The organism is Rhizobium sp. No.120 (assembly GCF_054558365.1).
In genome coordinates this window covers 440,400-462,666 of record NZ_BAAJNQ010000001.1, presented here as the reverse complement: position 1 = coordinate 462,666, position 22,267 = coordinate 440,400, and the positions used below count along the sequence as shown (strand labels likewise).

Here is a 22,267-nt window from a genome sequence, read left to right as displayed (position 1 = left end):
GGTCTCCACCGGGCGGGCGCTTTCCGCTTCGGACCAAGCCTTTTCGCCGAAAAAGCGGCTCGCTTTCCGCACAAGACTTGACCCGCAACGGCCCTTCCCCCATAGGCACTGCTAAAGATTTTCAAGATATGGACAAGGTGCCATGGGTTTCAAATGCGGTATCGTCGGGCTGCCGAATGTCGGCAAGTCCACTCTGTTCAACGCGCTGACCAAGACGGCGGCGGCGCAGGCGGCGAACTATCCGTTCTGTACGATCGAGCCGAACACGGGCGAAGTCGCGGTTCCCGATCCGCGTATGCGCAAGCTCGCCGACATCGCCAAGTCGAAGGAGCTGATCCCGACGCGCATCTCTTTCGTCGATATTGCCGGCCTCGTGCGCGGCGCGTCGAAGGGCGAAGGCCTCGGCAACCAGTTCCTCGCCAACATCCGCGAAGTCGATGCCATCGTGCATGTGCTACGTTGCTTCGAAGACAGCGACATCACCCATGTCGAGGGCCGCATTAATCCCGTCGCCGATGCCGAGACGATCGAGACCGAGCTGATGCTCGCCGATCTTGAGAGCCTTGAGCGCCGCACCGAGCAGACGCGCAAGCGCGCCACCGGCAAGGACAAGGAATCCATGGCGATGCTGCCGATCATGGAAGCCTCGCTGAAGCTGCTTCAGGAAGGCAAGCCAGTTCGCACTCTCCTCTCGAAGCTTGATGCCGAAGAGATCCGCATCCTCAAGAGCCTGAACCTGCTGACCTCGCATCCGGTGCTCTACGTCTGCAACGTCGCCGAGGGCGATGCGGCAAACGGCAACGAGCATACGGCGGCAGTCGCTGCCATGGCCAAGGAGCAGAATTCGGAAGTCGTCATCATCTCCGCCGCCATCGAGGCGGAAGTGGCGCAGCTGCCCGACGAAGAGGCAAAGGAATTCCTCTCCGCGCTCGGCCTCGATGAAGCTGGTCTCGACCGCCTGATCCGCGCCGGCTACAAGCTCCTCCACCTCATCACTTATTTCACCGTAGGCCCGAAGGAAACGCGTGCCTGGACGATCGAACAGGGCACGAAGGCGCCGCAGGCGGCCGGCGTGATCCATTCGGATTTCGAACGCGGCTTCATCCGCGCCAACACGATCGCCTATGATGATTACATCGCCTACAACGGCGAAACCGGCGCGAAAGAAGCCGGCAAGGCACGCGACGAAGGCAAGGAATATGTCGTCCAGGACGGCGACGTCATTCACTTCCGCTTCAACACCTAGTGGCTTCTATCTTGCTGGCGCCTAAGCAATTCCAGGAAAAGGGCGGAACGGTTTTCCGTCCGGAATTGCGTTAAAATAAAGAGATAGAGCGTTTTCGCGATTCGAAGAAAAGCGGAAAAGCTCTATCTCAGTGCTGGCAATCTCGCTTGCATGCCGGCGGGCAGGCGCCGCACGATAAGACGGCGCAGATCGGGCCAGCCGATGCCGATCACAAGCACGACCAGCCCTACAATCATCAACACCAGGAAGCCGACTTTATCGAGTCCGGCATTGTTGTGCCTGAGGATGGCTGCCGTCGCCAAGCCCAGCGATACGAGGCCGGCGGTCACGAAGGCGCGGCGATCGATGACAAGCCCGATCAGCATCATCACCAGCACCGCCACGAGGACGGTCACCGCCTGCAGATACCCCCCGAAGAGGGCATCGGTAAGATTGGTGAAGACGATGCCGCTGCTGGCGAGCTCGAGGCGCAAGGCCAAGAGGATCGTCGAATAAAGCAGAGCCGGCGCCGTTGCGAGATGCAGCCAGAAGGCCACGTCGGACCGGCGCGTAACTCTTTGCGGATCGCTGAGATCATAGCGCATTGCCAACACAAAGCTGCCTAGAGCGGTCACCAGCAAGATCATCATCGTCTGGATGGGGTAATCCGCCGGCACATTCGCGGAGCCAGTTACCGTGCCGGCAATATAGAAGACCGCCGCGAGAAATAGCCCAAATAACGAGAACAGGAATAAAGCCAGCGACAACGGCACGCGGTAGCGCCAGTAAAACAATGCCAACGACAGCGGGAATGGCGCCACTAGGACGATTGCGCCGATCGTAAAATTATCGCTCAGCGTCGGTGTGGAACTCACATAGGTGACCACCATGTAGAGAACCCAGACAACGAGCGCGACGGTCAAGACCACGGCCGGAAGCGCCAGCCGCTGTCGGCGCACCAGGATCTCGGCCAGGACGACGATTGCCAGCAAGGGCGCATAACGGTTCGCCAGCCCCCATAGCCCGATGAGCAGAACGACGAGACCGATGGTGATGAGCACATCGTGAAAGCCTCGAACGAAACGCGGCGCTTCCGTATCTTCAAGAGGGTTGGGATCATCCGGAAAACGCGGTGCCGAGAGCCCTCGCCCAGTCGGCAACGCACCAATGTTCTTCTCAGCCAGATAGGGCAGCAATCTCTCAGCCTGGCTGGAGGAGATAATCCCCGCGCCTGCTGCCTCTTCCAGTGCGACTTTGAGTTCGCTCATTCTAGCTCTCATACCATCTTGCGACTACCCAAGCCTCAACATATCGCAGGCATACAATCAAGGGCTGTCGACGACCAATGGACGGTCATCGTCGTCCCTTCCTTATATTGACCGTGAAAATGCTTGCGCCACCGCCACGGGCTATGCGATTGCCGATAAACGAGACGTGGAGGACGACAGAGGACATGACGAAATTCGTCTACGAAGATTTCCAGCCGGGGCGGGAATTTCCGCTGGGCCCAAAACATGTAACGGCGGTGGAGATCATCGAATTCGCCAAGGAGTTCGACCCGCAGCCGATGCATCTGGACGAGGAAGCCGGCCGTGCCAGCATTCTCGGCGGCCTTGCCGCTTCCGGCTGGCACACCTCGTCCATGTTCATGCGCATGATGTGCGACTCCTATCTCCTTGCCACCGATGCCCAGGGCGCGCCCGGCATCGATTTCATGGAGTGGAAGAAGCCGGTTCTGGCCGGAGATACACTCTCTGGCCGGTCCATCGTCATCGAGATACGCGCCATGCGTTCTCGCCCAGGCATGGGCATTGTCAAGTTTCGCCACGAGGTCGAGAATCAGCGCGGCGAACTGGTCTGCCTCGGAGAGAACGCCGTTATGATCCGCATGCGCAGCGTCGCGGAGGTTTCGGCATGAAGATGAGCGACCTCTACGCTGTCGGCAAACGTATCGATATCGGCAGCCATACCTTCACGCCTGAGGGTATCGTCCATTTTGCCTCGCGCTTCGATCCGCAGATCTTCCATATGGATGCGGAAGCAGCCAGGCACTCCCTGTTCGGAGGTCTCTGCGCTTCGGGCTGGCATAGCTGCTCCATGTGGATGCGTAACTTCGTGGATTTCTGGAAGTCCGAACAGACCCGGTTGATTGCCGAAGGCAAGACGCCGCCCAACCTCGGCCCCTCACCCGGCTTCAAGAACCTGCAATGGCTGCGGCCTGTCTTTGCCGGCGACACGATCAGCTATGGCGTCACGATCCTCGGCAGCCGCCCGTTGGCTTCGCGTCCTGGCTGGACACTCTACACGCTCGCCTGCGACGGAGTGAACCAGCACGGCGCCCCGGCCCTGCGCTTCGAAAGCAGCGTGCTGGCTTTTGAATAGTAAATTGCAGGGCCGCTCGGAGCGGCCCGGTCATTTCTTCCGGCCATTTAGTGCCCGGCGAATTCCACCAACGTATGCACCGGCACATCAAGCTCTTCAAGCTTTCTGCGGCCGCCAAGGTCAGGCAGATCGATAACGAAGCAGGCGGCGACCACCTCGGCGCCAATCTGGCGCAGGAGCTTGGTGGCGCCGACGGCGGTACCGCCGGTCGCGATCAGGTCATCCACCAGGATGACCTTCTCACCTGGATTGACCGCATCGCGATGCATCTCCATTTCATCAACGCCATATTCCAGGCTGTAGGCGATGCGAACGATATCGTGCGGCAGCTTGCCCTTCTTGCGGATCGGCACGAAGCCGGACGATAGCTGGTGCGCCACCGCGCCGCCAAGGATGAAACCGCGCGCTTCCATGCCGGCAACCTTGTCGATCTTGGAGCCAGCAAAGGGATGCACCAGCGCATCCACGGCGCGACGAAACGCCCGGGCATCGCCAAGCATCGTCGTAATGTCGCGGAAAATAATACCGGGCTTGGGATAGTCCGGAATGGAACGGATGCTGGCGGCGAGCTCCGAAGCGATAGTGTTCATGAAATATGTACTCTCAGGCTATGATAGGGCCGGCCGCACCCTATCAAGACCGGGGCGCTATACCAACAAAAAAGGCGGCCTCGACGGGCCGCCCTTTCATTGAAACGTCGCAATGCTCAGTGAGCGCCTGCCTTGGCATAGACGGAGCGCTTGGTGAGATAGATCAAGATTGAGAAGATCAGCAGGAACACCATGACCATGAAGCCGAGGTGCTTTCGATCTTCCAGATGCGGTTCGGAGGTCCACATCAGGAATGCCGCCACGTCACGCGCATATTGGTCCACGGTCTGCGGCGAGCCGTCGTCATAGGTCACCTGGCCGTCGGAAAGCGGCTTCGGCATCGCAAAGGTCGCAGCCGCATCGAAATACGGATTGTAATGCGAGTTCTGCGGCACCTTGAAACCGGCCGGCGGCTCTTCGTAGCCGGTCAGCAGCGAGTAGATATAATCCGGCCCGCCTTCCTGATACTGCGTGAAGATATCGAAAATGAACCGTGGGAAGCCGCGTTCGATTTCGCGTGCCTTGGCAAGCAGCGACATGTCGGGCGGCACTGCCCCGTTATTGGAGGCTGCAGCCGCCTCGTCGTTCGGGAACGGCGAGTTGAAATGATCAGACGGAAGCGCCTTGCGGGTGAACATCTCGCCCTGAGGGTTCGGCCCGTCCTGCACTTCGTAGTTGGCGGCAAAGGCCTTCACCTGGGCTTCCGAATAGCCGAGGTCTTCCAGCGTGCGGTAAGCCACCAACTTCATCGAATGGCAGGCGGAACAGACTTCCGTATAGACCTTGAGGCCGCGCTGAAGCTGTGCCTTGTCGTAATAGCCGAACGGGCCGGAGAAGGTCCAATGCTGCTCGCGCGGCTCCTTCAACGGATAATGCGGTGTCTCGGCTTCCGCGGCAGGCTTCGTTTCCGCGGCAATCGCGGAAACAGTGGCCGCACCACTGATCAGGGCAAGCGAGAGGAGGCCGGCAACAATCTTTTTCATCGTTTTCTTCCTTCCAACCGCTCAGGCGCTCATCGCGACGGTGTCTTTTTTATTGCCGCCCTGCTTCTCAAGAACCGCCTCCGTAATGGAATTCGGAATGCGTTTCGGTGTCTCGACGATCCCGAGGATCGGCATGATGACCAGGAAGAACAGGAAGTAGAACAGCGTCGCGAACTGCGCAGCCGTGGTATAGATGCCCTCTGCCGGCTGCGAGCCGAGCCAACCAAGCAGGATGGCATCGGCGATGAACAGCCAGAAGAACAGCTTGTACCAGGGGCGATAGACGGCCGAACGGATCTTCGACGTATCGAGCCAGGGCAGGAAGAACAGGACGATGATCGCGCCGAACATCGTCAGAACGCCGCCAAGCTTGGAGTCGATCGGGCCGATGTTGAAGGTGATCGAGCGCAGCATCGCGTAGAACGGCAGGAAGTACCATTCCGGAACGATGTGGGCCGGCGTCTTCAGCGGGTTGGCCGGGATATAGTTATCGGCGTGACCGAGGAAGTTCGGCAGGTAGAAGACGAAATAGGCGAAGACCAGCAGGAAGACTGAAACGCCAAGCGCATCCTTCAGTGTCGCATAGGGTGTGAAGGCGACCGTGTCGGTCTTCAGCTTGACTTCGACGCCGGTCGGGTTCGTCTGGCCGGTCACATGCAGCGCCCAGATGTGCAGGATGACGACGCCGGCGATCATGAACGGCAGCAGGTAATGCAGCGAGAAGAAGCGGTTGAGAGTCGGATCATCGACGGCGAAGCCGCCGAGCAGGAAGGTCTGGATCCAATCGCCGACCCATGGAAAGGCCGAGAAGAAGCCGGTGATGACGGTCGCTCCCCAGAAGGACATCTGCCCCCAGGGCAGCACATAACCCATAAAGGCGGTCGCCATCATCAGGAGGTAGATGATCACGCCGAGAATCCAGAGGATTTCGCGCGGCGCCTTGTAGGAGCCGTAGTAGAGGCCGCGGGCAATGTGCAGGTAGACGGCCACGAAGAAGAAAGATGCGCCGTTGGCGTGCATGTAGCGCAGCAGCCAGCCGTGATTGACGTCGCGGACGATCTTTTCGACCGAGTTGAACGCAATCGCCGTGTTGGCCGCGTAATGCATCGCCAGCACGACGCCGGTCAGGATCTGCAGGACCAGCATGACCGCCAGCATGGCGCCGAACGTATAGGCATAGTTCAGGTTGCGCGGAACCGGATAGGCGATAAAACTGTCATAGACCATGCGCGGCAGCGGAAGCCGCGCGTCTACCCATTTCTCGAGCCCTGTCGATGGCTCGTAAGACGAATGACCACTCATGATTCAGCTCCCCCTCAACCGACCTTGATCTTCTTTTCCGACGTGAACGTATATTGCGGAATCGCAAGATTCATCGGCGCAGGCCCATGGCGTATGCGGCCAGCGGTGTCGTAGACCGAGCCATGGCAGGGACAGAACCACCCGCCATATTCCCCCGCCTGACCGAGCGGAATGCAGCCGAGATGGGTGCAGACGCCGATCATGACGAGCCAGTTTTCCTTGCCCTCGCCGGCCGAACGGGCAACGTCGGTTGCCTGTGCATCGGACGGAAGATTGGCATTGCGAGCGATCGGATCCTTCAGGTCCGAAAGCTGCGCGCCCTTGGCATCGTCGATTTCTTTCTGAGTGCGGTTACGGATGAAGACGGGTTTACCGCGCCACTTCACCGTCAACGACATGCCGGGCTCAAGGCTCGACACATCGACTTCGATGGATGCAAGAGCAAGTGTCGATGCGTCCGGACGCATCTGGTCGATAAACGGCCACGCGACGGCAACTGCGCCCACCGCACCGGCCATACCTGTCGTCAAATAAAGGAAATCGCGACGAGTCGGCTCGCCACTGGACTCAACTGTCGTACTATGCTCGCTCAAAGCTGCACATCCTCTTCCCGCAAACCACGGCAAAGCCGCAGTACCCCTCTCACGAACGGCGAATCAATGCGACCATAATTCCGCCATAGATTCCTCCGTAACCCGCTGCGTTCTAAGCTTGATCGCAAATTATGTCCAGTCTTGGCAAGGGGTCAGGGCACAATGTCGCGGCAAAACTGCGTTAATGCGTCGCAAGGCTGGAGCTCAATCCTCCCTTTCTCCGGGGAGAGAAGTTAAGCGCATGAAAAATTAGGGAATTCTGCAGCGTTTTTCTCTGGCGCGACGCGAAATAAGCGATCAGCACAATGCCGAACAGCAACAAAAACAATGAAAACTCCTCGGAATTCCGATCTCAACCTCTCCTTTCTCACCTGAACGCAGCCCGAATTTCGTGCGCGATTTATCAGTGAACGCCATATTCCCTGCAACCCAGCAAGAACTCTAAAACAGGACCTGGATCGACCAGTCGAATTGGCAACGGTCGTGAGCCGGTGCATTGAGCGTCGGGCGCGAAATGCCGGTTGCACTGCAATTTCATTCAAGACCGGAAAACGCGATGCCTCGATATTGCCGCAAGCCATTATCGAGTGAGAGCCATGCGCCCTATTTTCCCCCAAGCCGACGCGATGTGTCGACAGCATCCCCGGTCGATCCGCACCCTGCCCGCGACAAACCCGCGGGCCGAATATTTCACCGCGCGAAATCGTGCGGCGACGGCTCTCGTCGTCGACAAAGCTCCGCTGAAAGCCCACCAGCAAATCTCGCGTGGATCAGCCGCCGACACCTCGGCTCAAGCCTTGCCGCCGATATTCCGCTCTTCCGTGGGGGCTGTTGCATGAACATCGAGTTTCTGATCACGACCCTCATCATCGTGGCATCTCCCGGCACCGGCGCGATCTACACGCTTGCTGCCGGATTATCAGGCGGCGCAAGGGCGAGTATGGTCGCGGCATTCGGCTGCACGCTTGGCATCATCCCGCATCTGCTTGCGGCGATAAGCGGCCTCGCCGCACTCCTGCACACCAGCGCCATGGCGTTTCAAGCGCTTAAATGGCTGGGGGTGGCCTATCTGCTCTATATGGCCTGCTCGATGTTTTTGGAGAAGGGTATTTTGCGCATTGACAGCACACCGACAGACAAGAGCGCGCGGCAGGTGATTGGCTCGGCAATCCTGATCAATTTGCTTAATCCCAAATTGTCGATCTTCTTCTTCGCCTTCCTGCCTCAATTCGTGACGCCGGATCAGACAAGCCCGATCATGCTGATGCTGAAACTCAGCCTTGTCTTCATGGCGCTCACCTTCATCATTTTCGCGGCTTACGGTGTGTTCGCGGCCTACTTGCGCCACCATGTCGTCTCGAATCCAACCGTTCAGTCCTGGATGCGCCGAAGCTTCGCAACCGCGTTCGGAATGCTCGCAGTGCAGCTGGCGCTTGCGAGCCGTTAGTTCGCAGCGGCGTCTTCCAGCTTTTCGTTACGTTTTGGATTTCTGAAAAACAGGCAATCAGGGAAACGACAGCTGGGGCACTTAGGCGCCCCAGCGTCCATTCCATTATTGGGCTGCCGCCTCGACCTCTTCGTGGTCGGCGAGGAAGCCGCCGGATTGACGGCTCCAGAGCTCGGCGTAGATGCCGCCCTGCTGGACCAGCGCCTGATGTGTGCCCATCTCGATGATCCGGCCTTTGTCGAGAACGACGAGGCGGTCCATCTCGGTCAGCGTCGACAGGCGATGGGCGATTGCAATCACCGTCTTGCCGTGCATCAGCGCGAAGAGGTTTTCCTGGATCGCTGCTTCCACTTCGGAATCGAGCGCCGAGGTTGCCTCGTCGAGCACCAGGATCGGCGCATCCTTCAGGAAGACGCGGGCGATCGCGATACGCTGGCGCTGGCCGCCGGAGAGCTTCACACCCCGCTCGCCGACCTGCGCGTCGAGTCCTCTGCGACCATGCATATCGACCAGCCCCTCGATGAAGTCCCAGGCATTGGCACGCTTGGCCGCCTGAATGATTTCCTCATCGGTCGCGTCCGGACGACCATAGGCGATGTTGTCGCGGATCGAGCGGTGCAGCAGCGACGTGTCCTGCGTCACCACGCCGATCATCGAGCGAAGGCTGTCCTGCGTGACACCCGCGATATCGTGGCCGTCGATGGTGATGCGGCCGCCCTCCAGATCGTAGAAGCGCAACAGCAGGTTCATCAGCGTCGTCTTGCCGGCACCGGAGCGTCCGACAAGGCCGACCTTTTCGCCGGCGCGAATATCGAGGGTCAGATCCTCCATGACACCCTTCGCCTTGCCGTAATGGAAACGAATGTGATCGAAGCGGATCGCACCCTGCTGGGCAACAATTGGCGGCGCCGCCGGCTTGTCGACGATATCGTGCGGCTTCGTCATCATCTCCATGCCGTCATAGACGGTGCCGATGTTTTCGAAGAGCGCCGAGACTTCCCACATCACCCATTGCGACATGCCGTTGACGCGCATGGCAAGGCCGATGGCAATGGCGATGGAGCCGACGGAGATCGAGCCGCTGAGCCAGAACCAGATCGACAGAGCCGAGACGATGAACAGCGCCGCGCAGTTGTTGAAATAAACTGAGGCGTGGAACAGCGTCACCTTGCGCATCTGCTTGTGCACGGTATCGAGGAATTCCTCCATGCCGGCCCTTGCATACGTCTCTTCGCGGCCCGCATGCGAGAACAGCTTCACCGTGGCGATGTTGGTATAGCTGTCGACAACACGGCCCGTCATCATCGAACGCGCATCCGCCTGCTGCGCGGCGATCTTGCGCAGTACCGGCACGAAATAGGCCACGATGGCGACATAGACGCCAAGCCAGACCAGGATCGGAATCATCAGCCGCCAGTCAGCCGCCGCGATGACGAGGATCATCGACAGGAAGTACGTGAACACGTAGACGAAGACGTCGAGGATCTTCATGACCGTCTCGCGCACGGCAAGCGAGGTCTGCATCACCTTGGTGGCGACGCGGCCGGCGAACTCATTGGCGAAAAAGGTCATGCTGTGGCGCAGCAGGAAGCGGTGCATCTGCCAGCGCGCAATCATCGGATAGTTGCCGAGCAGCACCTGGTGCATGATGAAGCTGTCGAGGATCGCCGCAGCCGGCAAGCCGATCAACACCATGGCGCCCATCCAGAACAGCTTGTGCCATTCCGTCTGCAGGAAGGTCGCCTTATCCGCATGTGTCAGCCAGTCGACGATATCGCCGAGGAACTGGAACAGCGCCACCTCACCGATCGCGATCGACATGGTGAGGATGCTCATGGCGATCAGCCATGGCAGAGCCGGCTTGGAATAATGCCAGCAGAAGGCGAAAAGGCCGCGCGGCGGCGTATCCGGCACCTCGCTCGGAAATGGATTTAGTCGGCGTTCGAACCAGCTAAACATTGAAATGCTCCAAAGACTCGACCCTTCGACCACCCACTGCTCGCATAGATCGCAGATTCATATGGTGGTCGGGCGGTAAAACGACGAGGCCATGCTGGCCGCGCAATGACTTAAGGAAGGGGGATACTTGCGAATATGCGCCTTTTGGCGCTCTTCAAATCCGCGGGTTCACGGCACCGAGGCGCAGCATCATAAACAAGATATCCATCTGAGCCTCCTTCTTTCGCAAGTTGTAGAGCGCCCGTCTTTTAGCGCGACTTTTCCTATTTGAAAAGCGAAATATGCCTGAAAAATGGGCTAAATCCTTCAATTCTGCTGATGGGAGACATCACCGGAATAAAGGGATCCAGGAAAAACCGGAGACAAATCGGGGCGATTTCGCTAGTTGCAGCATATGACCAAGCTCCGCATCGCCCTTTACCAACCCGACATTCCCGGCAACACCGGCACGATCCTGCGCCTTGCTGCCTGCCTCGGCCTCGGCGTGGACATCATCGAGCCAGCCGGCTTCGACATATCCGACCGCAATCTGAAGCGCGCTGGCATGGATTATCTTGCCGCCGTCACCCTGACCAGGCATGTCAATTGGGAACGCTTCGAGACATGGAGGCAGGAATGCGGACGTCGGCTGGTGCTCGCTTCGACGAAAGCGGCACAGCGCTATACCGACTTTGCCTATTGCGACGACGATATTCTCCTCTTCGGCCGCGAAAGCGCCGGGGTGCCGGAGCACGTGCACGAGAGAGCTGACGGCCGCATCCTGATCCCCATGGTCGAGGGCCAGCGCTCGATCAATGTTGCCATGTCCGCGGCCATGATATCGGGGGAAGCGCTACGGCAGACACAATGGTCTGTACCGGGCCTGAATGTCGCACCCGAATAGCCGTTGGCACGCCGGATAAAGTGTGAGAAGCTTCGCCTTGGAATGCTCTAACTCAGGCGACCTTGGCGAGGTGACCCATGTTCCAGACGGCATTCACGCTTTCCCTGACGCAATTCGCACGCACGCTGAGTCTACCCGAACGGCTGCAGCATTCACCGGCACGCAACCTCGCTCTCGAAGGCCTGCGCCAGCGCAATCTCGCCCTCGACGCCCTCTTCTACGACGTCAAAGTCATCACACCCGAGGAAGCCTTCTACATCAGCGACTCGCTCGCTGCTGAAGGCGCGATCCTGCTCGTGCCGCCGAGCGGCCTTGGCACACTCACCCTATGCGAAACCATCGATGAATTCGTCCTGCGCGGCGGCACCGAGGCACGGGCGCTCGCAGTCGCCGGCATCGGCGGTTCGGCACTTGGGGCTGCCGCCTTCGCCCGCAACGTGGCCGATGCGGTGGACGCACCGGTCGCGGTCGTGGTTTCGGGCTATGGTCTCGCCGATGTCATCACCGAGACCTTCGGCAGATTGTTTTTCTTCGGCCATCTCAGAGGCTTGCGGCCGCTCCTCGAAAGCCTCGATGATCTTGCCGGCCGGCCCAAGGTCGGAGTGCAGACCGACACGGCGGCGCGCACCAGCCTCGACACCAGAACCGTGCAAGCGCTTCTTGCCGACCGCCGCCTCTCCTTCCGCCTGCTCACTGGCCACTCCAAGGGCAATCTCGTTCTGTCAGCTGCACTGCATAACCTCTGGAAAGAGGACGAAGGGCGGGTCGCCGATTTGGCGCGGCGTGCGAAGATCGTGACGATCGGCACGCGCATCGCCATGCCGCCTGCCTTCACCGATGTTGTTGATGTCATGGGCGAATGGGACTGGTTCGGCGAGATCAACTCCCGAGCATTCATTCATGCCGATCGGCGCATTCCCCAAGCGTGGCATCATACGAACACCGACTTGGGCGGCCACCTGCCAGTGACAACCACGCTGATGGAGATCTTGGCGGGATCGCCAATCGCTGCAGATCAGAAGGCTGAAGAACACCAAGCGGCAAACCTTGAGATCGCGACCGAGCCGCCGACAACACGAGAGACGAAGCGCCTCACGCCTGCGGGACTGGGCGGCGGCGACACGGTCACGATCGAGAGGGTGAAGAAGGCCTTCTCCGCAGACGCCAAGCTAGGAGTTCAGCTTCCCGCATCCGGCACATTAGATGATCCACAGCCACCCATGCCGCGTTGAGCAGGCTACGGCACGCCAAGCCGGTTGTCCGGACATGCGATTAAGCGTCCGGTTCAATCCGCTGATGGCAAGCGCCGCATGGTAAATTCGATGCGATCGCCGTCAACCTGACGCCAGCTTTCGACTTCGGTCCAATAGGCAGCTTTCGGGAACTCGTTGAACCATTCACGCGCCTTTTCGCGCGCTTCGGGGCGACTGAGACAAAAGGTCTCGCGAACGAATTCGCTCTTTCGACCGGCGGGATGGTCCTGCCGATAACGGAATATTCTGTTTCTCAACCCATCCAGGGGCGGCGGTCCGGGTATCTTCATGATAAAACCTCGCCTTTGAGAGAGGGAACATAATACCGCAGTGTGAAATTTGCGAGTCGATTTTCCTGCGGCGTAGCTGCACTGGCTGCGCCGCAATCTTGCTGATATTCCAAATCACGATACATACGGTGCGAATCGCGGGCCGCCGGCTGCTCGCACCGTCGGAGAGCGTGAATGGAACGACCCAATCTTCCCAAGGGATTACCCGAGGATATTGAAGAAAAGAAAGAGGCAGCACGGCACTGGTTCGAAGGCCTGCGCGACACGATCTGCGCGGAATTCGAGCAGCTGGAAAGCGAGCTGACCGGCCCCCTTTCCGACCAGGAGCCCGGCCGCTTCGTCGCCAAGGACTGGCAAAGAGACAAGGGTCAGGGCGGCGGTGGTCGCATGTCGATGATGGAGGGCCGCGTCTTCGAAAAGGTCGGCGTCCACACCTCGACCGTCTATGGCGAATTCTCTCCCGACTTTCGCAGCCAGATTCCGGGCGCCGAGGAAGATCCCCGCTTTTGGGCTTCGGGTCTGTCGCTGATCGCCCACCCCGTCAATCCTAACGTGCCGGCCGTGCATATGAACACTCGCATGGTGGTGACGACGAGCCAGTGGTTCGGCGGCGGCGCCGACTTGACGCCGGTGCTCGATCGACGGCGCACGCAGGAGGATCCGGACAGCGCCCTCTTCCACCGCGCCATGCAGATCGTCTGCGATCGCCATGCCGTCGCCGATTATCAGCGCTACAAAAGCTGGTGCGATGAATATTTCTTCCTAAAGCACCGCAACGAGCCGCGTGGCATCGGCGGCATCTTCTTCGACTGGCTGCATTCGACGGAGGAGGCCGGCGGCTGGAATGCCGATTTTGCCTTCACCCGCGACGTCGGACGTGCCTTTGCGATGGTCTATCCGCGCATCGTCCGCTCCAATTTCAACGAAACATGGACGGAAGAAGACCGCGACGAGCAATTAATTCGCCGCGGACGTTATGTGGAGTTCAATTTGCTCTATGACAGGGGTACAATATTCGGGTTGAAGACAGGCGGTAACGTCGAGTCGATCCTATCGTCTCTGCCGCCGGTGGTGCGTTGGCCGTAAAGCGTGTCGCGTAAGCTGGGCAGCAATTTTGCGATCGCGGCATGCGGGAAGCCTCAAGCGCAGCAAACGATTGAAAGATCGCGATGCGCTTGAACCGTTCAACGTTAAATGATCGGACAACGCCCTGAAATCAGCGGGAGGAGTGCCTAAGTGACCTAATGCTCGTTCAATCGGAGGAGGTTGTAATGGCAGCAGAGAAACAAGTCACGGAAGCGTCGAAAGAACGGAAACTGTCGCGCACAGTCGATAGTCCGGAGTTCATCATCCGACTGGCAGAGGATATGCGGATTCGCAGTGGATCCGATCTACCCCTTTCCTGCTTCATAGAGCAGGTGAGGATGCAGCTGGCGGGCAAATCTCCAAATGACATCGCCCGCTTCGCGGCCGATCGTTCGGCCAAGCAAGCGCCTATCACCCGCTATCAATCGTCGGATTGCTTCAAATCCTGGGCGATGCCGGATTAATGTCCGGAGGGCCGCCGGCAAGCTGGAGACTTGCCGGACGGCAGAAACCTTTTCTCGTTCGTTGCGTTTAGGCCTTCAGGTCCTTTGTAGGGCGAGAAGCCGTTGAAAGATGAGGAGGAAGATATGCGACTGTTCGAATGTGGTACGCTCGTGCCCGGTTGCGCCTGGCACACCCGCGCCAAGGATGACGCCGAGGTGGTTCGCCGCGCGGTCGAGCACATGCGCGAAGCGCATGGCGAAACCATCATCCGCGAAAACATGGTCGACAATATCAAGGCCCGAATTCGCGACGAGGCAAACGCGGCCTGATCGGCAGGCTGGCCGGTCAGTCCCGCTATGCAGGTCTCATTATCAGCCATTAGCCAAGTCCTTGAGTCGGGCGAGAAGGCTCGCCCGGTTCATCGCAAAATTACCATCGAGCCACTCCTGCTCGAGTTTGCCAAGAAGCTCGCCCACGCGCGGTCCCGCATTGACGCCCGCGGCAAGCGCATCCGCGCCGTTGAGCGGAAAAGCCGGCTTCTTCCATTTTGCCGTCCGTTCCAGCAATTTCCCGAGCCGCGCGACACGTCCCATCTCTTCGAAATCGCCTTCCGCCCTGCTCCGCGCAACGGAAAACGCCAGCTTTAAGCGAACCACAATCCCCACTGGATCATGGCGATAAAGTAGGCGATCGAAGGCCGCTTCCGAAATATCGTCCTTGACGATGGGCGCATTCGCCCAGGCCTGCAGATAAGAGCCTTCCGCTTTCGAGAGGCGCAGCCGCTCGGCAAGCTTGGCAAGCCTTGCCGCATCGGGCGGCACAATGGCCGCAAGACGAAGTAGAGGCTCCGGCGGCCAACCGAGAGCCTGTTCGGCGGTGATCAGCCCTGGAATGGCATCAATCCCCCACTTCTCGGTTTCCGGCAGCACTTCCGTCAAAATGCCGATCTGGCGCATCCAGAGCAGCGCCCTGCCCGGGTCCGGAGCTGCCAGGAGCTTCTTCATCTCGGACCAGATGCGTTCGACCGAAAGCGTTGAAATCTTTGATTTTGCAGCGGCACAGGCGCGCAAGCCGTCCGCATCCGGGCGGCCATTGCCATAATAGGCGAAGAAGCGGAAGAACCGGAGGATGCGTAAGTGATCCTCGGCAATCCGCGTCGCCGCATCACCGATGAAGCGAATGTTACGGCGCTCCAGATCAGCAAGCCCGCCGACGAGATCCACGACCTCGCCATCGGTGGATGCATAGAGCGCATTGATCGTCAGGTCCCGCCGCTCGGCATCGGCCTGCCAATCCTGGCTGAAGGCCACTACGGCACGGCGCCCGTCCGTTTCAACATCATGCCGCAAGGTGGTGACTTCGAACGGCTTTCCATCGATGACCAAGGTGACCGTGCCATGCGCGATCCCTGTTGGTACCGCCTTGATCCCCGCCGCCTCCGCTCTCTCCACAACCGTTTCCGGCAAAAGAGTTGTGGCTATATCGATGTCGGCTACGGGCAGCCCCATCAGGCTGTTGCGGACGGCACCACCGACCACGCGACCCTCACCGCCATCGGCATCGAGCAACGCCAGCACACGCTGCAATGCCTCATCGCGAAACCAGGCCTCATCGGCAACGGACGTCATGTATAAAGCCTTTCATAAAGCGTGCGGACGATGCCCGCGGTAATGCCCCAGATCATGCGCTGTCCATAGGGCATGCGATAGAAATGGCGTTCCGTCCCCTGCCAAAGCATCGTATCGGTCACGTGGTGGTCGGGGTCCATCAGGAAAGAGAGCGGCACCTCGAAGGCATCCTCCACTTCGGTCGGATTGAGAGCCAGATGAAAGCCTGGCTTCACCACGGCAAGAACAGGCGTGATGCGAAAGCCCGTCGCTGCAAGATAATGCGGCAGCCGCGCCACCGGCTCGATGAAGATGTCAGCCAGCCCGATTTCCTCGCCCGCTTCGCGCACCGCCGCCATTTCCGGCGAGGCGTCCTCCGGATCGATGGCGCCGCCCGGAAAGGCGATCTGGCCGGAATGCTTGCGCAGCGTCGAGGTCCTGAGTGTAAAGATGACCTTGGCATCGTCGCCGCTGTCGACGACGGGCACGAGCACGGCGGCATCCTTCAGCTTCAGGTCCGCGACTTGCGCTATGGTCTCGGGATTAAGCAGATGATCGCCATGATCACGCCAGGCGAGGTCAATCGGGCCGCCGCTCTGATTGAGGGCGCGACGGCGGAATTCATCCGCGGAATAAAGGGGAAATTCATTCATCGAGTGAGCGCATCCAGTTCGGCAACCGGCATGACGGGAAATGTCGAGTTGCCGGAACGCACGCAGAAGATCTCTCGCCCGGCAATCACGACCGGCTCTCCAAGCTCGATGAGATCGTACATGACCGCACGCGTCACCAGAGCCTCCAGCCGCCCGCGGACATGCAGATAAGGCTTCAGCTCGTCATTTTTGCCACCAATGACGAAACGGATCGGATGATCCCTACCCGCCTCGACGACATCGCCGACATTGGTGCGGAAGGTCAGCACCCGTCTGCCCTCACGCTCCGTCACGCTCATCTCGACGGCCACGAACGGCGCGTCGACCACGCGAATACCCACCTTTTCCACAGGCGTGACCAGATAGGTCTTCCCGTCCTCGTCCTTGCGCAGAACTGTGGAAAACAGCCGCACCAGCGGCGCTCGGCCGATCGGCGTGCCGAGATAGAACCAGGTGCCGTCGGCGCGGATCTCCATGTCGATATCGCCACAGAATGGCGGATTCCAACGATCGACGGGTGGCAAACCCTTCTTGGAGCCGCCGCTATCGCCGGCCGCGCGCGAAATCAGCGCCGCGAGGCTTGCGGCATCGCCCGTTGTCCTGATTTCCTCGGTTGCCATTCTTCTGTCCCGGTTGGTCGTTAGTCAAGAATATGACAGTTCTCACGAGATAGTCATTTGAAACGTGCTTGTCAGCTATCTTGCTGGCGATAAGTTGTATTGATTATGAGGCAAATGTGTAACGTCTGCGAATCGCGCGCACCGTTTTTCTGCCATTGGAGACGCAAATGGGCATGATCAAATCGACCGAAACGAGCCTCGATGAGCAGGCCATCATCGCCTCAGCCGAAAAGGCGCTTGGCGATATCGCCCGCGTCCGCGAAGAGGTCTCGAAGGTCATTTTCGGCCAGGAAAGCGTCGTGGAAAACACGCTGCTCGCCGTACTCGCCGGCGGTCATGCCCTGCTGGTGGGCGTGCCGGGTCTTGCCAAGACGAAGCTCGTGACGACGCTCGGCGCCGTCCTCGGTCTTGCCTCCAGCCGCGTGCAGTTCACGCCGGATCTGATGCCCTCGGATATTCTCGGCTCCGAAGTCATGGACCAGGACGAAACCGGCCGCCGCTCCTTCCGTTTCGTCAAGGGCCCGGTCTTCGCGCAATTGCTGATGGCCGACGAAATCAACCGCGCTTCGCCGCGCACGCAGTCCGCCTTGCTGCAGTCCATGCAGGAATATCACGTCACCATCGCCGGCCAGCGTTATGACCTTCCCGCTCCCTTCCACGTTCTCGCCACGCAGAATCCTTTGGAGCAGGAAGGCACCTACCCGCTGCCGGAAGCCCAGCTCGATCGCTTTCTGCTGCAGGTCGATGTCGATTATCCCGAGCTTGCGGATGAACGCCGCATCCTGCTCGAAACCACAGGCTTGATCGAAGCAACACCGCAGGCGGTCATCGATGCCGAGCGCCTGCTGGAGATCCAGCAGCTCATCCGTCAGATGCCAGTCAGCGACGGCGTCGTCGATGCGATCCTGTCACTGGTGCGTTCGGCCCGCCCGGGCCAGGGCAATGCCTCGACCGACAAGCACGTAGCCTGGGGCCCAGGCCCTCGTGCCGGCCAGGCGATGATGCTTTGCGCCCGTGCCCGCGCCCTTTACGAAGGCCGGCTTGCACCATCGATCGACGACATTCATGCGCTCGCCGAGCCAGTATTGGAACACCGCATGGCGCTGACCTTCGCAGCCCGCGCCGAAGGCATGTCTGTACGCGATGTCATTTCAGGGCTGGTCAAGCAGTCGAAGTCGTGACCCGGATGTCGAGGAGAGTATAGCGCGTGGCATCCATCGGACAGACCGTCAGACCGACCTCAGGCAATGATGCCCTCTCCCGAGCCCGCAGCCGTGCCGCCCTCGTGCCGGATTGCCTGGTCGAAGCCAAGCGCATCGCCAACACGGTCATCGCCGGCTGGCACGGCCGGCGCAAGCGCGGCATCGGCGAGAATTTCTGGCAGTTCCGCCCCTATACGGAAGGCGAAAGCCTGTCGCGCATCGACTGGCGACGCTCGGCGCGCGACGATCATACCTATATCCGCGATCATGAATGGGAAGCCGCTCATACGATCTGGCTGTGGGCGGATCTGTCGCCATCCATGATGTATAAGTCCATCTATGGCCATGTGTCCAAGGAAGGCCGCGCGCTCGTCATCATGCTGGCGCTGGCGGAAATCCTGTCCCGCTCCGGCGAGCGCATCGGCTGCCCCGGCATCATGGAACCGGTTTCGACCCGCAACGCCGCCGAGCGTCTTGCTGCAGCGCTGATGCATACCCCGCTCGAAGGCGGCCTGCCGCAGACGACGATGATCCGCGGGTGGAGCGATATCGTGCTGATCGGCGATTTTCTCGACGATGCCGATAGCGTCATGGGCAGGATCGGACCCTTGGCCCGCCGCGGCTTGCGCGGTCATGTAATCGAGGTTGCCGACCCCGCCGAAGAACTCTTTCCCTATAGCGGACGCACCGAGTTCAGCGATCCAGAAACGGGTTCGAAGCTGATCGCCGGCCGCGCGGAAAACCTGCGTGACGATTATCAGCGCGCCTATCTTGCGCGTCGCGAAAATCTCGGCCAGTGGCTGCGTCAGCTCGGCTGGACCTTCGTCAGCCACCGCACCGACCGGCTGGCCTCCGAAGCCCTGGTCGCCGTGCATATGTATCTCTCAGGCATGCCCGCGAGGATCGCGTCTGGAGGCCAGCCATGAGCGGTCTCTCCTTTGCATTCGCTTCGCCGGCCATCCTGGCAGCGCTCATTCTACTTCCTGCGATCTGGTGGCTGCTGCGCCTGACCCCACCGCAGCCGAGAACCGAAGTGTTCCCGCCGCTCCGCATTCTGGCTGCTATCCTCAAGCGCGAGGAAACCCCTGCGCGCAGCCCGTGGTGGCTGACGCTGCTGCGAATGCTGCTGGCCACCCTCGTCATCCTCGCCATCGCCAATCCGATGTTCAATCCGCGCACCAACACGCTCTCGAGTAGCGGCCCGCTGGTGCTGATGATCGACAATAGCTGGGCGAGCGTTTCGGATTGGGAGCGCCGCGTGCGCACGGCTGATGCGCTGATCGACGATGCCGACGCCAAGGGCATCCCCGTTTCGATCGCCTTTACCGCCGAGCAGGGCAACGACGCCACGCCGGGTGCGGCAACAGCTGCCCGCGACAAGCTGCATGCGAGGAACCCCAGACCGCTGGTTCCGGATCGGCAGCGCGCCACCGATGCCGTGAAGGCGGCGCTCAATCGCAGCAAGCCCGGCACTATCGCCTTCATTTCCGACGGTATCGAGAGCAAGGACAAGGACGATTTCGTCAGCCGCCTTGCGGCCTTGCAGCCGAGCGAACTGCGGCTTATCGAGGGCGAGGGCCGCGATATCATGGCGCTCACGGGCGCAGCCAATACCGCCAGCAACATGACTGTCACGGCCACACGGCTGAACGGTAGCGGCCCGATGCGCCTTGCGCTCACCGCACAAGACAACCAAGGACGGCCGATCGCCGCCGGTTCACTTGATTTCGCAGGCGGACAAACGGTCGCTACCGGTTCCATCACCGCGCCCTTCGAAATGCGCAATGATTTCGCCCGCATCAGCATCGATCGTCAGGCAAGTGCCGGCAGCGTTTATCTGCTGGATGACAGTTTTCGCCGCCGCCGCGTGGCGCTCCTCTCCGGTCAGGCCGCCGACGAATTCCAGCCCATCCTGTCGCCGCTCTATTATATCCAGCGCGCCCTCCAGCCCTATGCCGATCTGACTCAGCCCAACAGCGCCGATCTGGCAAAGTCGATCCCTCAATTACTCGCGGGCAATCCCTCCGTCATTATCATGGCCGATGTCGGCCGCCTGCCGCAGGAAACCTATGCGCCGCTGCAAAAATGGATCGAAAATGGCGGCACGCTCGTCCGCTTTGCCGGGCCACGGCTTGCCGCGGCACCCGCCGACGATCCGCTCGTTCCCGTCACCTTGCGCCAGGGCGAACGTACATTTGGCGGCGCTCTTTCCTGGGCCGAGCCCCAGCCGCTTGCAGATTTCCCCTCCTTCGGTCCCTTCGCCGGCATGCCGAAGCCGAACAATGTCCTGATCAAGCGGCAGGTTCTGGCCGAGCCGACACCGGATTTGGCCGAACGCACCTGGGCAAGCCTTGCCGACGGCACGCCGCTGGTGACCGAAAAACAGATGCGGGCCGGCCGCATCGTGCTCTTCCACGTCAGTGCCGAGCCGCAATGGTCCGATCTGCCGATATCGGGCGATTTCGTCGAGATGCTGCGCCGTATCGTCCAGCTGTCGCGCGCCGGCGGCGTCGCGCCTGAGCAGGGAGCTGCCTCCAAGTCAAGCGAAGCAATGCCACCCTACCGGCTCCTGACTGCCAAGGGCGTGCTGACCAGCGAGATCGGCAGCGCTCGCCCATTGGAGCCAAGCAGCAAGGGAGCTCCAGTCGCAAGTTTCGACAACCCGCCCGGCCTATATGGTTCCGAAGAGGGCTTCAGTGCGCTCAATACGCTGCCGAGCGGCGCAGTGCTCAAGCCGCTGGATACCTCGGCAGCCGGTGCGGTCGCGCACGAGGGCCTTATCGGCGGCGAAGCATGGTCGGCAAAGCCGATCCTCTTCACCCTCGCCTTCCTCATCATGCTGGCCGACAGCATCATCGTGCTGTTCATGAACGGCGCCTTCCCGCGCCTGGGCAGATCGGGCAAGACGATCGCGGGCGGCGCGGCGATGTTGCTGCTGGCCGTCTCGCTCGCCGTGTTCCTGCATCCGACAGGTGCGCTCGCTGACGATTCCAAACCGGGCGACGACACCATCTTCTCGCGGCTGGACAAGACGCATCTCGCCTATGTCGTGACAGGCGAAACCGACGTTGATCACATTTCGGAGCGCGGGCTTGCAGGCCTTTCCGACTATCTCACCTATCGCACCACGCTCGAACCTGGCCCGCCGGTCGGTGTGGATCCTGCAAAGGATGAACTCGCCTTTTATCCGCTGATCTACTGGCCGGTTTCTGCGACGGCGCCGATGCCGTCCAACGATGCCATCAATCGTATCGACGCCTATATGCGCAACGGCGGCACCGTGCTCTTCGACACCCGCGACGCGATCGACACGATGGGCGATACTTCGTCGCCGAGCCCGAACGGACAGCGGCTGCAGCAGATTCTCGCCAATCTCGACATCCCTCCCCTGGAGCCCGTGCCTGCCGGCCATGTGCTGACCAAATCCTTCTACCTGCTATCGAGCTTCCCGGGGCGCTATGCCGACAGCCCGCTCTGGGTGGAAGCGCGTCAGGATGCGCGTCGCGATGCAAACGCGGTCGCGACCTCCGACGGGGTGACGCCAATCATGATCACGGGCAATGATTTTGCCGGCGCGTGGGCCGTGGCCGACAATGGTTCGCCGCTGCTGCCGACCGTGCCTTCGGACGAAACCCAGCGTGAATATGCCTACCGAACCGGCGTCAATATCATGATGTACATGCTGACCGGAAATTATAAGTCCGATCAGGTCCACGTTCCCGATATCCTGCAGCGCTTGGGGCAATAG

Annotated in this window: 22 protein-coding genes; 12 read left to right on the top strand and 10 right to left on the bottom strand. The window is 60.3% G+C overall.

Going from position 1 to position 22,267, the window contains the following annotated elements; genetic code table 11:
* Positions 1-142 precede the first annotated feature (142 nt).
* Positions 143-1,246, top strand: coding sequence for a redox-regulated ATPase YchF (ychF, locus tag ACYJRZ_RS02315; protein WP_459455693.1), 1,104 nt, complete (start codon positions 143-145; stop codon positions 1,244-1,246).
* 122 nt (positions 1,247-1,368) lie between these two features.
* Here the strand turns inward: ychF and ACYJRZ_RS02310 are convergent, their stop codons facing one another.
* Complete coding sequence (locus ACYJRZ_RS02310) at positions 1,369-2,493, bottom strand: hypothetical protein (RefSeq protein WP_459455691.1); 1,125 nt, start codon at positions 2,491-2,493, stop codon at positions 1,369-1,371.
* Positions 2,494-2,678: 185 nt separating this feature from the next.
* Here ACYJRZ_RS02310 and ACYJRZ_RS02305 point away from each other — a divergent pair, with 185 nt between their 5' ends.
* On the top strand, positions 2,679-3,143 hold the full coding sequence (locus ACYJRZ_RS02305) for a MaoC family dehydratase (protein WP_459455689.1): 465 nt from the start codon (positions 2,679-2,681) through the stop codon (positions 3,141-3,143).
* On the top strand, positions 3,140-3,607 hold the full coding sequence (locus ACYJRZ_RS02300) for a MaoC family dehydratase (protein WP_459455688.1): 468 nt from the start codon (positions 3,140-3,142) through the stop codon (positions 3,605-3,607). Before ACYJRZ_RS02305 ends, ACYJRZ_RS02300 begins: the two co-directional genes overlap by 4 nt.
* A 47-nt stretch (positions 3,608-3,654) precedes the next feature.
* Here ACYJRZ_RS02300 and ACYJRZ_RS02295 read toward each other — a convergent pair whose 3' ends face one another.
* The 4 genes from ACYJRZ_RS02295 to petA form a co-directional block, all read right to left on the bottom strand.
* Positions 3,655-4,197 carry an adenine phosphoribosyltransferase gene (locus ACYJRZ_RS02295; RefSeq protein WP_459455686.1) on the bottom strand — a complete coding sequence of 181 codons (543 nt, stop codon included), beginning with the start codon at positions 4,195-4,197 and terminating at the stop codon, positions 3,655-3,657.
* Positions 4,198-4,313: 116 nt separating this feature from the next.
* Complete coding sequence (locus ACYJRZ_RS02290; protein ID WP_459455684.1) at positions 4,314-5,180, bottom strand: cytochrome c1; 867 nt, start codon at positions 5,178-5,180, stop codon at positions 4,314-4,316.
* Between the two features lie 21 nt (positions 5,181-5,201).
* Complete coding sequence (locus ACYJRZ_RS02285; protein WP_015340625.1) at positions 5,202-6,482, bottom strand: cytochrome b; 1,281 nt, start codon at positions 6,480-6,482, stop codon at positions 5,202-5,204.
* A gap of 14 nt (positions 6,483-6,496) precedes the next feature.
* A complete protein-coding gene (petA, locus tag ACYJRZ_RS02280; protein WP_459455681.1) occupies positions 6,497-7,075 on the bottom strand; it encodes a ubiquinol-cytochrome c reductase iron-sulfur subunit in 579 nt (192 codons plus the stop codon).
* Positions 7,076-7,910: 835 nt separating this feature from the next.
* Between petA and ACYJRZ_RS02275 the strand changes: the two genes are divergently transcribed.
* Positions 7,911-8,522 (top strand): LysE family translocator, encoded by a 612-nt coding sequence (locus tag ACYJRZ_RS02275; RefSeq protein ID WP_459455679.1) that lies wholly within the window; start codon positions 7,911-7,913, stop codon positions 8,520-8,522.
* 105 nt (positions 8,523-8,627) lie between these two features.
* Here the strand turns inward: ACYJRZ_RS02275 and ACYJRZ_RS02270 are convergent, their stop codons facing one another.
* On the bottom strand, positions 8,628-10,481 hold the full coding sequence (locus tag ACYJRZ_RS02270; RefSeq protein WP_459455677.1) for an ABC transporter ATP-binding protein: 1,854 nt from the start codon (positions 10,479-10,481) through the stop codon (positions 8,628-8,630).
* 394 nt (positions 10,482-10,875) lie between these two features.
* Here ACYJRZ_RS02270 and ACYJRZ_RS02265 point away from each other — a divergent pair, with 394 nt between their 5' ends.
* Positions 10,876-11,364, top strand: coding sequence for a tRNA (cytidine(34)-2'-O)-methyltransferase (locus tag ACYJRZ_RS02265; RefSeq protein ID WP_459455675.1), 489 nt, complete (start codon positions 10,876-10,878; stop codon positions 11,362-11,364).
* 77 nt (positions 11,365-11,441) lie between these two features.
* Positions 11,442-12,596 (top strand): hypothetical protein, encoded by a 1,155-nt coding sequence (locus ACYJRZ_RS02260; RefSeq protein WP_459455673.1) that lies wholly within the window; start codon positions 11,442-11,444, stop codon positions 12,594-12,596.
* Positions 12,597-12,649: 53 nt separating this feature from the next.
* On the opposite strand, the gene ACYJRZ_RS02255 is transcribed toward ACYJRZ_RS02260, so the two are convergent.
* Positions 12,650-12,910: a hypothetical protein gene (locus ACYJRZ_RS02255; protein WP_459456906.1), complete on the bottom strand. Its 261-nt coding sequence runs from the start codon at positions 12,908-12,910 to the stop codon at positions 12,650-12,652.
* Between the two features lie 171 nt (positions 12,911-13,081).
* Between ACYJRZ_RS02255 and hemF the strand changes: the two genes are divergently transcribed.
* The 3 genes from hemF to ACYJRZ_RS02240 all read left to right on the top strand — a co-directional run bounded on the left by hemF (position 13,082) and on the right by ACYJRZ_RS02240 (position 14,766).
* The gene (gene hemF, locus ACYJRZ_RS02250; protein ID WP_459455671.1) at positions 13,082-13,993 is read left to right on the top strand and encodes an oxygen-dependent coproporphyrinogen oxidase; all 912 of its coding nucleotides are present in this window, start codon (positions 13,082-13,084) and stop codon (positions 13,991-13,993) included.
* Positions 13,994-14,178: 185 nt separating this feature from the next.
* Positions 14,179-14,457: a hypothetical protein gene (locus ACYJRZ_RS02245; RefSeq protein WP_459455669.1), complete on the top strand. Its 279-nt coding sequence runs from the start codon at positions 14,179-14,181 to the stop codon at positions 14,455-14,457.
* 123 nt (positions 14,458-14,580) lie between these two features.
* Entirely contained in the window at positions 14,581-14,766 is a 186-nt protein-coding gene (locus ACYJRZ_RS02240; protein ID WP_075851104.1) for a DUF1059 domain-containing protein, read from the top strand.
* A 42-nt stretch (positions 14,767-14,808) separates the two neighbouring features.
* Here the strand turns inward: ACYJRZ_RS02240 and ACYJRZ_RS02235 are convergent, their stop codons facing one another.
* From ACYJRZ_RS02235 to ACYJRZ_RS02225, 3 genes are read right to left on the bottom strand one after another with little or no spacing between them, the layout of a single operon-like run.
* The gene (locus ACYJRZ_RS02235; RefSeq protein WP_459455666.1) at positions 14,809-16,065 is read right to left on the bottom strand and encodes a CCA tRNA nucleotidyltransferase; all 1,257 of its coding nucleotides are present in this window, start codon (positions 16,063-16,065) and stop codon (positions 14,809-14,811) included.
* A complete protein-coding gene (locus tag ACYJRZ_RS02230) occupies positions 16,062-16,697 on the bottom strand; it encodes a CoA pyrophosphatase (protein WP_459455664.1) in 636 nt (211 codons plus the stop codon). The genes ACYJRZ_RS02235 and ACYJRZ_RS02230 overlap by 4 nt, the downstream gene beginning before the upstream one ends.
* Positions 16,694-17,317, bottom strand: coding sequence for a DUF1285 domain-containing protein (locus ACYJRZ_RS02225; RefSeq protein WP_459455662.1), 624 nt, complete (start codon positions 17,315-17,317; stop codon positions 16,694-16,696). Before ACYJRZ_RS02225 ends, ACYJRZ_RS02230 begins: the two co-directional genes overlap by 4 nt.
* 167 nt (positions 17,318-17,484) lie before the next feature.
* Here ACYJRZ_RS02225 and ACYJRZ_RS02220 point away from each other — a divergent pair, with 167 nt between their 5' ends.
* The 3 genes from ACYJRZ_RS02220 to ACYJRZ_RS02210 are packed head-to-tail and all read left to right on the top strand — an operon-like array spanning position 17,485 to position 22,267.
* On the top strand, positions 17,485-18,498 hold the full coding sequence (locus ACYJRZ_RS02220; RefSeq protein WP_459455660.1) for an AAA family ATPase: 1,014 nt from the start codon (positions 17,485-17,487) through the stop codon (positions 18,496-18,498).
* Positions 18,499-18,524: 26 nt separating this feature from the next.
* Positions 18,525-19,445 (top strand): DUF58 domain-containing protein, encoded by a 921-nt coding sequence (locus ACYJRZ_RS02215; RefSeq protein ID WP_459455659.1) that lies wholly within the window; start codon positions 18,525-18,527, stop codon positions 19,443-19,445.
* Complete coding sequence (locus ACYJRZ_RS02210) at positions 19,442-22,267, top strand: DUF4159 domain-containing protein (protein ID WP_459455658.1); 2,826 nt, start codon at positions 19,442-19,444, stop codon at positions 22,265-22,267. The genes ACYJRZ_RS02215 and ACYJRZ_RS02210 overlap by 4 nt, the downstream gene beginning before the upstream one ends.

Bases quoted from the DNA above. Each gene is read 5' to 3' on its own strand.
- ACYJRZ_RS02260 (WP_459455673.1), top strand. From the start codon at position 11,442: ATGTTCCAGACGGCATTCACGCTTTCCCTGACGCAATTCGCACGCACG.
- ACYJRZ_RS02230 (WP_459455664.1), bottom strand. From the start codon at position 16,697: ATGAATGAATTTCCCCTTTATTCCGCGGATGAATTCCGCCGTCGCGCC.
- ACYJRZ_RS02235 (WP_459455666.1), bottom strand. From the start codon at position 16,065: ATGACGTCCGTTGCCGATGAGGCCTGGTTTCGCGATGAGGCATTGCAG.
- ACYJRZ_RS02290 (WP_459455684.1), bottom strand. From the start codon at position 5,180: ATGAAAAAGATTGTTGCCGGCCTCCTCTCGCTTGCCCTGATCAGTGGT.
- ACYJRZ_RS02295 (WP_459455686.1), bottom strand. From the start codon at position 4,197: ATGAACACTATCGCTTCGGAGCTCGCCGCCAGCATCCGTTCCATTCCG.
- ACYJRZ_RS02285 (WP_015340625.1), bottom strand. From the start codon at position 6,482: ATGAGTGGTCATTCGTCTTACGAGCCATCGACAGGGCTCGAGAAATGG.
- ACYJRZ_RS02245 (WP_459455669.1), top strand. From the start codon at position 14,179: ATGGCAGCAGAGAAACAAGTCACGGAAGCGTCGAAAGAACGGAAACTG.
- ACYJRZ_RS02275 (WP_459455679.1), top strand. From the start codon at position 7,911: ATGAACATCGAGTTTCTGATCACGACCCTCATCATCGTGGCATCTCCC.
- ACYJRZ_RS02225 (WP_459455662.1), bottom strand. From the start codon at position 17,317: ATGGCAACCGAGGAAATCAGGACAACGGGCGATGCCGCAAGCCTCGCG.
- ACYJRZ_RS02240 (WP_075851104.1), top strand. From the start codon at position 14,581: ATGCGACTGTTCGAATGTGGTACGCTCGTGCCCGGTTGCGCCTGGCAC.
- hemF (WP_459455671.1), top strand. From the start codon at position 13,082: ATGGAACGACCCAATCTTCCCAAGGGATTACCCGAGGATATTGAAGAA.
- ACYJRZ_RS02270 (WP_459455677.1), bottom strand. From the start codon at position 10,481: ATGTTTAGCTGGTTCGAACGCCGACTAAATCCATTTCCGAGCGAGGTG.
- ACYJRZ_RS02210 (WP_459455658.1), top strand. From the start codon at position 19,442: ATGAGCGGTCTCTCCTTTGCATTCGCTTCGCCGGCCATCCTGGCAGCG.
- ACYJRZ_RS02305 (WP_459455689.1), top strand. From the start codon at position 2,679: ATGACGAAATTCGTCTACGAAGATTTCCAGCCGGGGCGGGAATTTCCG.
- ACYJRZ_RS02265 (WP_459455675.1), top strand. From the start codon at position 10,876: ATGACCAAGCTCCGCATCGCCCTTTACCAACCCGACATTCCCGGCAAC.
- ychF (WP_459455693.1), top strand. From the start codon at position 143: ATGGGTTTCAAATGCGGTATCGTCGGGCTGCCGAATGTCGGCAAGTCC.
- ACYJRZ_RS02300 (WP_459455688.1), top strand. From the start codon at position 3,140: ATGAAGATGAGCGACCTCTACGCTGTCGGCAAACGTATCGATATCGGC.
- ACYJRZ_RS02310 (WP_459455691.1), bottom strand. From the start codon at position 2,493: ATGAGCGAACTCAAAGTCGCACTGGAAGAGGCAGCAGGCGCGGGGATT.
- ACYJRZ_RS02220 (WP_459455660.1), top strand. From the start codon at position 17,485: ATGGGCATGATCAAATCGACCGAAACGAGCCTCGATGAGCAGGCCATC.